Annotated in this window: 9 protein-coding genes; 2 read left to right on the top strand and 7 right to left on the bottom strand. The window is 46.4% G+C overall.

Translation table 11 applies throughout. The features are described from left to right. Positions 1 to 14: 14 nt before the first annotated feature. The 7 genes from TBC1_RS04565 to TBC1_RS04535 all read right to left on the bottom strand — a co-directional run bounded on the left by TBC1_RS04565 (position 15) and on the right by TBC1_RS04535 (position 7,082). A complete protein-coding gene (locus TBC1_RS04565; protein WP_062039137.1) occupies positions 15 to 704 on the bottom strand; it encodes a tetratricopeptide repeat protein in 690 nt (229 codons plus the stop codon). After that, on the bottom strand, positions 701 to 1,747 hold the full coding sequence (locus TBC1_RS04560; RefSeq protein WP_062039134.1) for a VWA domain-containing protein: 1,047 nt from the start codon (positions 1,745 to 1,747) through the stop codon (positions 701 to 703). The genes TBC1_RS04565 and TBC1_RS04560 overlap by 4 nt, the downstream gene beginning before the upstream one ends. A gap of 34 nt (positions 1,748 to 1,781) precedes the next feature. Beyond that, a complete protein-coding gene (locus TBC1_RS04555) occupies positions 1,782 to 2,777 on the bottom strand; it encodes a vWA domain-containing protein (RefSeq protein WP_062039131.1) in 996 nt (331 codons plus the stop codon). A gap of 5 nt (positions 2,778 to 2,782) precedes the next feature. After that, a complete protein-coding gene (locus tag TBC1_RS04550; RefSeq protein ID WP_137305435.1) occupies positions 2,783 to 3,796 on the bottom strand; it encodes a hypothetical protein in 1,014 nt (337 codons plus the stop codon). Positions 3,797 to 3,823: 27 nt separating this feature from the next. Next, positions 3,824 to 4,699 (bottom strand): DUF58 domain-containing protein, encoded by an 876-nt coding sequence (locus TBC1_RS04545; RefSeq protein WP_062039125.1) that lies wholly within the window; start codon positions 4,697 to 4,699, stop codon positions 3,824 to 3,826. Between the two features lie 48 nt (positions 4,700 to 4,747). Continuing rightward, entirely contained in the window at positions 4,748 to 5,740 is a 993-nt protein-coding gene (locus TBC1_RS04540) for an AAA family ATPase (RefSeq protein WP_062039122.1), read from the bottom strand. 145 nt (positions 5,741 to 5,885) lie between these two features. Further along, on the bottom strand, positions 5,886 to 7,082 hold the full coding sequence (locus tag TBC1_RS04535; RefSeq protein ID WP_062039119.1) for a C1 family peptidase: 1,197 nt from the start codon (positions 7,080 to 7,082) through the stop codon (positions 5,886 to 5,888). Positions 7,083 to 7,467: 385 nt separating this feature from the next. Between TBC1_RS04535 and TBC1_RS04530 the strand changes: the two genes are divergently transcribed. Both TBC1_RS04530 and TBC1_RS04525 read left to right on the top strand, forming a co-directional pair. Continuing rightward, positions 7,468 to 10,341, top strand: a complete 2,874-nt coding sequence (locus TBC1_RS04530) for a T9SS type A sorting domain-containing protein (protein WP_082189477.1) — start codon at positions 7,468 to 7,470, stop codon at positions 10,339 to 10,341. A gap of 56 nt (positions 10,342 to 10,397) precedes the next feature. After that, positions 10,398 to 11,873 carry a T9SS type A sorting domain-containing protein gene (locus TBC1_RS04525; protein WP_062039112.1) on the top strand — a complete coding sequence of 492 codons (1,476 nt, stop codon included), beginning with the start codon at positions 10,398 to 10,400 and terminating at the stop codon, positions 11,871 to 11,873. The last annotated feature ends 179 nt before the right edge of the window (positions 11,874 to 12,052 follow it).

Here is a 12,052-nt window from a genome sequence, read left to right as displayed (position 1 = left end):
TTTTCCGGCACAAGTTACCAATCTTTTTCAACCTGCGACGGCACTGCTTTTACCTTTTGCTTATTGACCTTGTCAATGGTTTTTTGCTCATCATTTTTCAACGCCTGGAGCATGCGTTCGGCATCCTGTTTCGATATCTGGGGTTTTTGCTGCTGTTGCTGCTCCTTTTGGTCCTGCTGATCTGACTGATCTTGCTGAGGCTGTTGATTTTTCTCGTCCCTGTTGTCCTCCTTGTCGTTATTTTTTTGTTGTTGCTGCTGCTGTTGTTGTTGCTGCATCAGTTTCCGCTGGGCATAGGCCAGGTTATAGCGGGTATCTTCATCATCCGGGTTCAGGCGCAGGGCTTGTTTGTATGCTTCAACGCTTTCCTGGTATTTTTCTGCTTTCAGGTAGGTATTGCCCAGGTTATGAAGGGCGCCGGCTCTGGCTGCCTGATCACCGGGCTTTAATAATCCGGCTGCATTCATAAAATTCCGTTCAGCCTCTTCGTAATTCTCCTGCCTGTAAAGTGAGTTGCCAAGATTAAAAGTGCTTTTGGCAGAAGCAGGCGCCACCTCCATTGCCTTGCGGTAATCGATTTCTGCTTCATTGAATTTACCTTTATCATATAGTTTATTCCCCTTTCTGATAAAGGGATTTTCCTTCTGCCCGAAAGAAAGATTGCAGATTAAAGCTAAAAAGGATATTAAGATCAATTTTTTCATAATCTGATAGGCTGTTCGGGTTTAAAAATCCGGAATTTTCCTGCCCAGCGGCTTTTACGTTCATTAAGCAGGAAATTCAGGACCATTAGTATAATTGCCAGTGCCACAAAATACTGAAACCGGTCTTCGTAATCGGAAAAGCTTTTCGTGTCATAAGTATTTTTTTCAAGGTTACTGATTTCCTCGAATACCTTACGCAGCCCGGCCTGGGTGTTGCTTGCCCGCACGTAAATACCTTCGCCGGCCTGCGCAATCTGTTGAAGCATGGTTTCGTCAAGACGGGTTATGATGGTACTCCCGCTTCTGTCCTTTTTAAATCCCGCCAACTGATTGTCGCGGTAAACCGGTATCGGGGCCCCTTCGGCAAGGCCCATGCCGATGGTATACACTTTGATACCTCTTTGCGCTGCTTCGGAAGCTTTCTCCACAGCATCATCTTCGTGGTTTTCACCATCGGTGATGATTATCATGGCTTTTCCCGCCTCTTCTTCTTTAAACGATGCCATGGCCATTTCTATTGCCTGCCCGATGGCCGTGCCCTGAACGGGAACCATGTCGGGTTTTACCGTAGAGAGCATGAGCTTAGCTGCACCGTAATCCGTGGTAATGGGGAGCTGGGTATATGCCTTCCCGGCAAAAACGATCAGTCCGATCCGGTCGTTTTCCAGTTCATCGATCAGCCTGGAAATGGATTGTTTGGCCCGCTCAATCCGGCTGGGTTGAATATCCTGCGCCAACATGCTGTTTGACACATCAAGGGCAATGATGAGATCAACACCCTTGCGCTGCACTTTCTCAAGTTTCGAGCCGATCTGGGGATTCGCAAGCGCAAGTAAAACTGAGGCGATGGTCAGTGAAAGAAGTAAAAACCTTATGTGTGACCTGCCAGGCGAAACATCCGGTGTCAGCCGTGTAACCAATGGTTTTTCTCCAAACCTGAGCGCAGCGCGTTTCTTCCATTGCAGGTAGAACAGGTAAGCTACGAGCAGCAGAGGAAGCAGCATCAGCAGGTTTAAATATTCAGGATGTTCGAATCTAAACATTGTCTCTTCCTGTCTTTAATTTAAAAATTTTTTGTCAGGGGAATTTCCTGAAAAAAGAGATACCCAGGACAAAATCAAGTAGCAGCAGGACCAGCGCTGCCAGTGTAAAAGGCAAAAATTCTTCGGTTTTCTTCCGGAATTCAGTCACATCGACTTTGGATTTTTCGAGCTGGTCGATCTCCTGGTAAATCTCTTTCAGCTTGCCGGCATTTGTCGCCCTGTAATACCTGCCGTTTGTCATTTCAGCAATCTGTCTGAGCAGTGGTTCATCTATCCTTACTTCCATCTGCTGGTATTGCATCCCGAAAGGGGTTTGAACCGGATAGGGTGCAGTGCCGATGGTACCGACCCCGATGGTATAAACCCTGAGTCCGAATACCTTTGCAATTTCAGCCGCTGATGCGGGATCGATAAAGCCCCGGTTGTTTTCGCCATCGGTGAGCAGTATTATGACTTTACTAACCGCAGAACTCTCTTTGAGCCGGCTTACAGCCGTTGCCAGGCCATCGCCGATGGCTGTGCCATCCTCGATCATTCCGCTTTTAATCTCATCAAGCAGATTAAATAATATTGCATGGTCAGTAGTGAGCGGGCACTGTGTGAAACTCTCACCGCTGAATACAACCAGGCCGATCCTGTCACTGGGCCGTCCTTTGATGAAATCCTTCGCCACTTCTTTGGCCGCTACCAGGCGGTTTGGCTTAAAATCCTCGGCCAGCATACTGCCTGAGATATCCATCGCCAATACAATATCTATACCTTCCACACTGACGTTTTGGCGTGATGTAGTGGACTGGGGACGGGCCAGCGAGAGGATCAGCAGCGAGAAAGCGATTACTTTAAGGATGAAGGTTAAATGACGGAGCCTTTGCTTCAGGGTTTTCCGCTTATTGAGAAACGCCCCGAAATCACTGACCTGTAACCGTGCTTTGGTGTCCTGTCCCCTGAACCAGTACCAGACAATGGCAGCAGGAATCAGCAGCAGGAGATACAACGCTTCAGGATTGGCAAATTTTAAGTGCTCAAACATGACTGTCAGTGATTGATATTTGTATCTGATTGCTCATTTCTTTCAGGCTGTTGAACAGAGCCCGTCTCCGGTCTCGATGGAGCAGGAATGGAGCTGTTGACAACGGAAACGGCCAGGGTGTGGCTGAGTTCATTGTCAGCGCCCAACGGCCGGGCTTTGGCAAATTTTGCCATATCCGAAAGCGTCAGAATTTTTCGCAGATCTTCCATTCTTCCTGCATCGGCAAGGTGATCACGCATGGCATCAAGAATCTCATCAGAGGTCTTTTCCATGGCATCCACCTGAAAACGTGCCTCAAAATATGTCCTTAGAATATCGGTAAGCCGGGTGTAATACTCCTTTACCTGACCCTTTTGCCAGAGTTGTTCTCTTTTCAGCTCTTCAAGCTGTTCAATGGCAACCAGGTGGGCCGGCTTGTCCGGTTTCAAAGGAAATCTGATCAGAGGTTTGTTCTTTTTCCGGTTCTGCAGGTAGTACCATAAAAGCAGCCCCGCAAGCCCCAGCCCAAGCAGTATTAAAAAGTACGGCAGAAAGTCACGGAGCGTGTAAGGCGCTTTCAGCACCGGTTTAATGTCTTTGATATCGGCAGATAAATCAACGGCCACATTCATTACTTCCAGCAGGGATGCTTCTGAAAGCAGATCTTTAAATTCATTTGATCCGGCTTCCTTTATCGCAAATGAAACAGGAGGGAGTACGTGATAGCCGCTGTCGAATGATGTAATTCTGATTATCTGGCGGAGTAAAATATCGTTGGTGTTTTCCTGCTTCAGCGAATCGATTCCGGAGACGGATATTATTTCAAGTGACTTTGTAATCGTATCGCCGAAAACCGGCCAGTTAACCAGCGTGCCTTCCTGCACCTGCAATTCCAGTGTAACGTTGATCTGCTGCCCGATCAGGAATCTGGTTGTATCGGGTGTCGCTTTCTGCCCTATGCCGTGAAACGGGCAAAGCAGCAGCAGAATAAACAATCCCGTCAGCTTACCGGTGTTTTTTATGATTAACGCTCCCTTCATCTCCATCCTGCATTAACTGTGGTCTGCTTATCTTCTCGATTCTCTTGCTTTAAAAAGTCCCAGCAAAGGTTTTACATAATCCTGACCGGTTCTGAACCGCGCAACATCCACCCCGCTTTTCCGGAATGCCAGTTCAAGCATCTTCATCCTGCTTTCAGCGTAAGCGGCATAATCATTTCTGACGGCCCGGCTTGAAGTGTCGACCCAGATTGCTTTATTGGCTTCTTTACTGTACATCCTTACCAGACCCATGTCAGGGATGCTTAAATCCCTTTCGTCGATGATATGCAGGGCTGCAAGATCGTGCTTGTTTCCGGCTATTCTGAGGGCATCCTCGAATCCGCTGTCCATAAAATCGGAAATAAGAAACGCCGTGCAACGCTTCTTCATGGCATTTGTCAGAAACCTCAGGGCTTCAGAAATATTGGTCTTCTGACTTTCCGGCTTGAAATCAATCAGTTCCCTGATGATGCGCAGAATGTGGCTCAGCCCTTTCTTGGGCGGAATAAATTTTTCAACCTTATCGCTGAAAAAAATGACCCCTACTTTGTCGTTGTTTTGTATTGCCGAAAAAGCAAGTACAGCAGCAATTTCGGTCATCATTTCCTCTTTAAGCCACTGCCGGCTGCCGAATTCGTTGGATCCGCTCACGTCTATCAGCAAAGTAACCGTAAGTTCGCGTTCCTCATCGAAAATTTTAATATAAGGATGATTGAACCGCGCCGTAACATTCCAGTCGATGTTTCTGATGTCATCACCGTACTGGTATTCCCTTACTTCGCTGAATGCCATACCGCGACCCTTGAACGCACTATGATATTGTCCGGAGAAAATCTGGTTGGACAAGCCTCTGGACTTGATTTCAATCTTGCGGACTTTTTTAAGGATATCGCTGGTTTCCATCAGAATTTAGCTTAATGAGAAACTGGTTTCCGGTCAGTATCGTCCCGATCAGGGAACTTCAACCGTGTTGAGTATTTCGTTGATGATATCATTGGTAGTGATGTTTTCGGCCTCAGCTTCATAGGTAAGCCCGATTCTGTGCCGCATTACATCATGGGCAACGGCACGGACATCTTCAGGGATAACATAACCGCGACGTTTGATAAAGGCATAGGCTTTGGCGGCCAGGGCCAGGTTGATGCTTGCACGGGGTGAGGCTCCGTAAGCAATCAGTCCTTCAAATTTTTTAAGCTTGTTTTCTGCAGGAAATCTTGTGGAAAAAACAATATCGGTAATATAGTTTTCAATTTTTTCATCAAGGTAAACTTCCCGGGTCAGATTTCTTGCTTTCAGAATCTGTTCAGGTGAAATGATTGTTTTTGTTTCCGGAAAGCTACCCGACATATTCTGACGCATAATGAGTTTTTCCTCTTCACGGCTGGGATAGCCAATGATTACCTTCAGCATGAAACGGTCAACCTGGGCTTCCGGCAAAGGATAGGTTCCTTCCTGCTCAATGGGGTTCTGAGTGGCAAGCACCAGGAAAGGTTCTGAAAGCGGATAAGAATTTTCTCCGATGGTAACCTGCCTTTCCTGCATTGCCTCCAGCAGTGCACTCTGCACTTTGGCAGGAGACCTGTTGATTTCGTCGGCAAGGATAAAGTTGGCAAATATGGGGCCTTTCCGGACCAGAAATTCTTCCTTTTTCTGGCTGTAGATCATGGTTCCTATAAGGTCGGCAGGCAACAGGTCGGGGGTAAACTGAATGCGGCTGAACCTGGAATCTATAATATTGGCCAATGACTTAATGGCCAGCGTTTTGGCGAGACCCGGAACTCCTTCCAGCAAAATATGCCCGTTCGACAATAATCCGATCAGGAGTCGTTCCACCATGTGTTTCTGACCTACGATAACTTTGTGCATCTCCATCTCAATGAGATCAACAAAAGCACTTTCCTTCTGGATGCGGTCGTTCAGTTCCTTGATATCAGTTTCAATCATGGCAATGTTTTTTTTGCAAAAGTATTACTACCAATGCTGCCGGAGTGCAGAACCGGTGTTAAAAATTGTTAAACCATAAGGCTTTCAGGGACTTTGCTGATTCTGCAATCCTCAATTCCCTGAAAATTTGAATAAAAGAGGAAACTCAGATGCCCAGTTTTTTTCTGATCAGCGGCGGAACGGCATCTTTATGAATCATCACAGCTATGGTGTTAAGGCGTACATAGGCTTCCGACATATTGAGGTAACCTCCTGATTTATTGCTGTCGGCTGCCCACGAATTTTTGGTAATGTAATACCTGGTGCCGAGTTGGTCAGTTGCAAGTCCTGTAATATGCATCAGATGATCGTCGGTAGCTTTCAGGTTATTGAAATCTTCCTGCCTGATACCAGGGGTGATGATTCTTTCCGTCACTGGTTTGCTGAAGCTGTAAAGCTCGGCATTTTTCTCTTTTTCGGTAAGCTTTTCCCAGCGGGCCCGTTCAGTTCCTTCAAGAGAGCTGCCTGAAATCTCGGGCAGGATGGCAACGCCTTTTGCATGGGAAAATCCTTTGTCGCTCACATCGCCGTCCCAGCAGATAGTGTAACCTTTCTCAATGGCATGGTTCATCACATCCATCAGCTCATCGAGCGGAAGGTTGTAATAAAGGTCCTGCGACCAGTTGTCGGGTATTTCAAGATTGATTTTCTGATAGAACGGATGGTGCAGATAGGAAGTGAGCTCAACATAATCTGCAGGATTAAAACCTGCTGCCTGAGCATAAACAGGCAATGCGCCGGCATTTTTTCCATTGGCCTGATCGTGCACAGGGCCCAGGTAGGCCTCGAGGATGCCGGCGAAGGCATGGGGCCATACCTTCGACAGTTTACCGTCTTTCTTTTGCAAAACCGCATCAAGATATGCTTTCAACACAGCATCCAGTTCCCCGTGTAAATGCTTTGATTCGCCGGCAAGGAGTCCGGGATAGTCATTTTCTCCGGCAAAACCAAACTTCGCGATGGTATTCATAACATCGTGGGCCTGGCCACCGGGACCAAAATTTGAAGATCCGTGAAGACGTACATACCTTTCTGCCTTTTCGCGGTAGGCATGGTTAACAAAATACATTTCCGAAAGATCTTTTTCTCCGGCGCCCAGCCTGAGAAGTTCTGATTCCACAAACGAAACGGTCGCAAAACTCCAGCAGGTTCCTGACCGGTACTGGTCTTTAACGGGAGTAGCCGGATTGTTTATGATTATTTCAAACTGAAAACCTTCTTTCTTTACGCTGTCCTGTTGGGCATATGAAAAGGAAAAGGATGCCGCCAGCCCGGACATGATTACCAGTGCAATAATTCTCATGGTTTTTAACTAATTGATTTATAATTACATAATTCTTGCCGTCAAACAATAGCCTGTACAGGTAGTGGATTATGTGAAGCTACCGGCAAACGTATGAAAAAAGCGATTCAAACGGCATTTCAGACAGAATATTTTTGTCAGACACATTATTTTTTTCCGAAGATTTAACCGGTCTTTTTTAAATTGTCAAATTCTCCTACATTTGCCGCCTGATACCGGATGCCAATTCAATATATTTTATTGCTGAAAGTTGGGTCGGTATTGGATTTTTGGTTTATTTTTGTTTGGAAAAAAGGAGGTGAATCTTGTTCATCTTTAAAAAAGATGTAACTTGTGCCACTGTTTTTGTTGACTTGAAATCGTAATATCCATAAACTACAAGAATATGAAAAATAGACGATTACTCTTTGGCTTTCTTGCTTTAATTTTTGGAGCCGGAATGATTTTGCTGACTACTTCAGGCTCATTCAGGCAAATTGTCAGTAGCTCTGTTAAGGGAAATCTTGCGGAGGGGCTTGAAAACGGCTGGGATTACCTGTCGCAGATCCGCGGCAATTACAGTACCGGTCAGGTAAACCCTGCTGATGTTTTAAAAGCCAGAAACCAGGCTTCAGGGTTAAGAGAGTCAGGGGCGATCGGCCTTAACTGGTCATCGATGGGACCGGATAACTTTGCAGGCCGCACCCGTGCTGTGATATTGGACAACAGGGACAATTCCGGCCGCACAGTTTTTGCCGGAAGCGTTTCGGGTGGTTTATGGAAATCCACTTCAGGTGGACTAACATGGAATCAGATTCAGGCAGGCGGGGTAATTCTAAATGTCAGCTGCATTACCCAGTCAAAAAGCGGCGATATTTATGTAGGAACCGGAGAGACCTTTGCCAGTGACCGTTTCAACCTTTTCAGCGGTTTTATTGGTCAGGGAATCTATAAATCAACGGATGGTAGCAGTTTTACCAAACTGGCTTCAACTGATCCGGGAACCTATAATGACCCGACTGCCGAATGGGCTTTTGTCAACAAAATTGCCGCTGGTGATAACAACAGGGTGATAGCCGCAACCAATTACGGTTTGAAATATTCTTCCGATGGAGGACAATCCTGGTCGATGGCAAAGTCAGGTGGCGAAAATCTTTCCGGAACCAGCAACGAAGTAAAGATTGGTCCCGATGGTGCCATCGCTGCTTCGGTTGATAATAAACTATATGTTTCACCTTCCGGCTCTGCCGATGGTTTTATTCTGCGTTCAACGGGCGCGGGTCAGGATAGCCTGCCTGCAGAAGGCGTGGCACGCATTGAGGTTGCTTTTGCTCCTTCCGATGCTTCCACACTTTATGCAGTGCTTATTTCTGACGGTACCCTTAGCGGAACATTGCGCGGCCAGCTGAAAGGAATTTTTGTTTCGAAAAACAAGGGTGAAACCTGGCGCCTTGTCGGTCCCGGAGCCAGCCCGGTTTTCAATGTATTCGGCAATGCCGCCAATACAACACATTATGGCGATTATGCTGCTTCCATCGTGGTAAGCCCGACGAATCCCGATAAAATTTATGTCGGCGGCGTCAATGTATGGGAAGGCCTTAAAGTACTTGATGATGGTTTTTACCAGTGGCAACAGAAAACCCTGGGCAATGCAGGGCTTTATTTCCACCAGATATTTATTAACCCGGCAAATGAATTAAATGCATATATGGCTTCAGACCAAGGACTTGCCCTGACTGAAGATGACTATGTCACCATTAAGTTGATTAACAAGAATTATGTTACTTCCATGTTTTATTCTGTGGCATATGATGACAAGGGCCGCGTAGTAGGAGGATCCCAGGGCAATGGCGTTGTTTTTCTTGATCAGGAAGGCAATACACCTGAAACCGGAACCAAGATTATTCCTGTTGATGAGAATAATATACCCATTAACTTGTTTGTTGGAGGGACAGTTGAAATGTCGATGATTAATCCTCGCGCTGTTTTTTATTCCTCTACCGGTGGTCGCCTCTGGCGCTCAACCGACCTTGGTGTTTCGCAAGCAAATAATTTTATATATAACGGAGAAGTGACCAATAATAACGGGAATGTGTTTATTACGCCATTCCGAATCTGGGAAGACTTCAATAACCCGAATTCGCGCGACAGCATTACTTTTCATGCCAAAGCCAATTACAACACCGGTGATGTATTGTCGCTCAAGAGTAAGAATGCCCAGTTCCCCTTCCGCTATACCCTGACACAACCGCTTGCAAACGGAGACTCGCTGCATATCGTTGATCCCGTTTCCTCAATCTTCTTTGTCGGGATGACGAACGCCGTTTATATGTCAAGAGATGTGCTGGATTTCGGCAAACTGCCTTCATGGGACCGCATTGCCAACCTTACCGGAGTGCCGTCATGCCTGGCTTACTCCTCGGATGCAAATTACCTCTATGTCGGAACTACCGATGGCAAACTGCTCAGGATCGCCAATATTGCCCTGGCTTACGATTCACTCCGGGCCGATGTGCGTAGTTCTGCCTGTATCATTTCATCCGGTATTGTTAAGGATTTCGGGGCCCGGTTCGTTACCTCAATCGCTGTTGATCCCAACGACGACAATCATGTTATTGTTACCCTGGGTAATTATGGAAACAGCGAATATGTTTTCCGTTCCACCAACGCGCTGGCTCAGTTTCCTGATTTCAACCCGATCCAGGGTAACCTCCCGGCCATGCCGGTTTACTCCTGCCTGATCGAAATGAACAGTTCAAGCAGGGTTATCCTCGGTACTGATCTTGGCGTATTTACTACTGAATCACTTGGCTCAAGTCCGTCATGGACCGCTGAGAATACCGGTCTTGGTGAGATTCCGGTAATGATGGTTCGCCAGCAAACGGTTAGCAGACCCTGGATAGATGGAATTACCGGTGTCAGTAACTTCGGGGCTATTTACCTGGCTTCACACGGAAACGGAATTTTTGAGAACCGCATGTTTGTGGGGATTGACGGCCCCGGTCCTGATCCGCAGGGAAAATCAGTCACACTGAGTGTTTATCCCAACCCTGTTCAGTCAGAGATTCATTTCAATGTCAGTCTGAACGGGAACAGCTCACTTCAGGTCAGCCTTTACAACCTGCAAGGAAAGCTCGTTAAGTCTGTTAATTTCGGCATGCCCGGCCGTGGAGAACATCAGCTGACTATTCCGGCTTCTGACCTGGTCAACGGAACCTATCTTATGAAGGTAACAGAAGGCTCATCTGTTAAAACAGCCAAGTTTGTTGTAACCAAATAGCATTAGCTGAAGCCGTCCATCGGCGTAAGTTTGTAAATCAGAAAAATTCAAGGAAAATGAAAAAAATATTTCTCTCATTGCTGTTTTTAGCGATCAGTTGTCAGGTGATACTTGCTTCTCCGACCATCTATACCCCTGAACTTGTTTCCCCCAGCAACAACCAAACCGGCGTTGCTCCGAATGTATTGCTCGACTGGAATGCCGTAGTTGGAACAACAGGACTTCATTACATCGTTCATCTCAGTCAGGATGAGGCATTTACCAATCCGGTGGAATTTTCAACCGATCTCACCAGGTACAATATGGCAAATCTTATGTTTGGTCAGACCTATTACTGGAAAGTGAGGGCCGTGGATCAGACAGGTACATCAGACTGGACTGAAACCCGCGCATTCACCGTGGTGGCCCGGCCCATCCTGAGGCGCCCTGCCAACAATGCAAATAACCAGGATGCCAATGTGCTGCTGCAATGGGATGCCATTACCGGAGTAAGTAATTTTGACTATCAGGTTGATACTTCCGCCAACTTTGACAGTCCCTTTGCCTATATCACTTCCGTGAACGGAACACTGAAAGAGGTGAATGCTGCAAACCTGCTGTTCGGAACCGGCCATTACCTCAGGCTCAGGGCAAGGCATGCTGCTGACACTTCCGCCTGGACAGCAACGACCTTTTTCAACGTTACAAGTACCTTCAACCTCAGCAGGCCAAACGACAATGCCATCGATGTGGTTCCTGACGCTGAATTTCAATGGACAGCCGTGAAAGGCATCAATAAATACAATATCTATCTTTCACAGGAGCCTGAAATGATCCATTATGATGTATATAATGTTTTGGCGACAGCCACCCGCACCAGGCCTGATACTTTGCTTTTTGGTACTACGTATTACTGGAAAATGTCTGCCAATCATTCAAAAGATACTCTCTTTTCAGCATCAAGGTCTTTTACAACGGTAAGTTCGGTTACCTTAACTTCACCGCTCAACAATTCCACGAATGTTGTACTGCAACCCTCGCTGGCCTGGAAAAAAATGACAGGAGTGCTCAAATATCAACTACAACTTGCTTCAAATGCTGGATTTACAGATGCCAGGAATTACAGCATTACTGCAACTACGTCGGCCGGGGATGAGCAGTTTAAAGTGCCCCTTCATGTTCTCGACAGTGCAGGTACATATTATTGGAGGGTCAATGCCATCAGCAGCCGCGATACCACGGAATGGAGCGAAACATGGAATTTCCGTTGCGTCGCGCTTAGTATCGATGATCCTGGTTCGGTTTCTGGGTTGAGTGTATATCCTGCACCGGCGAATGATTTCGTGACCATCCGCATGAAAAATTCCATCAATGGTACAGCGACCATCAAGGTTCTAGACCTGCTTGGAAAAACCCGCATCAGCCGGGATGTTCAGGTTGAAGCCGGATTAATCAGTAACTTTGATCTTGGTCCATTGCCCGATGGTGTTTATATGCTCCTGATGGAAATGAGAGGATCTGCTGCCACGACCAAAATTATTGTAAGGCATTAATAAAAATATCTGACTCAAGGCCCTGGTTGTTTATTCAGCCAGGGCTTTTTTTTACCACGGATCAAGCTTTTGACACTACTTAATCAGGATTACACTAATAAAATCAATCGTATAAACCTTCCAGCCTTCCTATTGAGTAATTCAGGTTTATTACTGGTGATTAATCAGTTCTCTGTTTT

The organism is Lentimicrobium saccharophilum (assembly GCF_001192835.1).
Classification (GTDB): domain Bacteria; phylum Bacteroidota; class Bacteroidia; order Bacteroidales; family Lentimicrobiaceae; genus Lentimicrobium; species Lentimicrobium saccharophilum.
The sequence above is the reverse complement of the archived record's forward strand: the minus strand, read 5'-3'. Positions and strand labels throughout refer to the sequence as shown.

Coding starts and splice junctions, on each gene's coding strand:
- TBC1_RS04565 (WP_062039137.1), bottom strand. CDS start 704: ATGAAAAAATTGATCTTAATATCCTTTTTAGCTTTAATCTGCAATCTT.
- TBC1_RS04525 (WP_062039112.1), top strand. CDS start 10,398: ATGAAAAAAATATTTCTCTCATTGCTGTTTTTAGCGATCAGTTGTCAG.
- TBC1_RS04555 (WP_062039131.1), bottom strand. CDS start 2,777: ATGTTTGAGCACTTAAAATTTGCCAATCCTGAAGCGTTGTATCTCCTG.
- TBC1_RS04530 (WP_082189477.1), top strand. CDS start 7,468: ATGAAAAATAGACGATTACTCTTTGGCTTTCTTGCTTTAATTTTTGGA.
- TBC1_RS04540 (WP_062039122.1), bottom strand. CDS start 5,740: ATGATTGAAACTGATATCAAGGAACTGAACGACCGCATCCAGAAGGAA.
- TBC1_RS04560 (WP_062039134.1), bottom strand. CDS start 1,747: ATGTTTAGATTCGAACATCCTGAATATTTAAACCTGCTGATGCTGCTT.
- TBC1_RS04550 (WP_137305435.1), bottom strand. CDS start 3,796: ATGAAGGGAGCGTTAATCATAAAAAACACCGGTAAGCTGACGGGATTG.
- TBC1_RS04545 (WP_062039125.1), bottom strand. CDS start 4,699: ATGGAAACCAGCGATATCCTTAAAAAAGTCCGCAAGATTGAAATCAAG.
- TBC1_RS04535 (WP_062039119.1), bottom strand. CDS start 7,082: ATGAGAATTATTGCACTGGTAATCATGTCCGGGCTGGCGGCATCCTTT.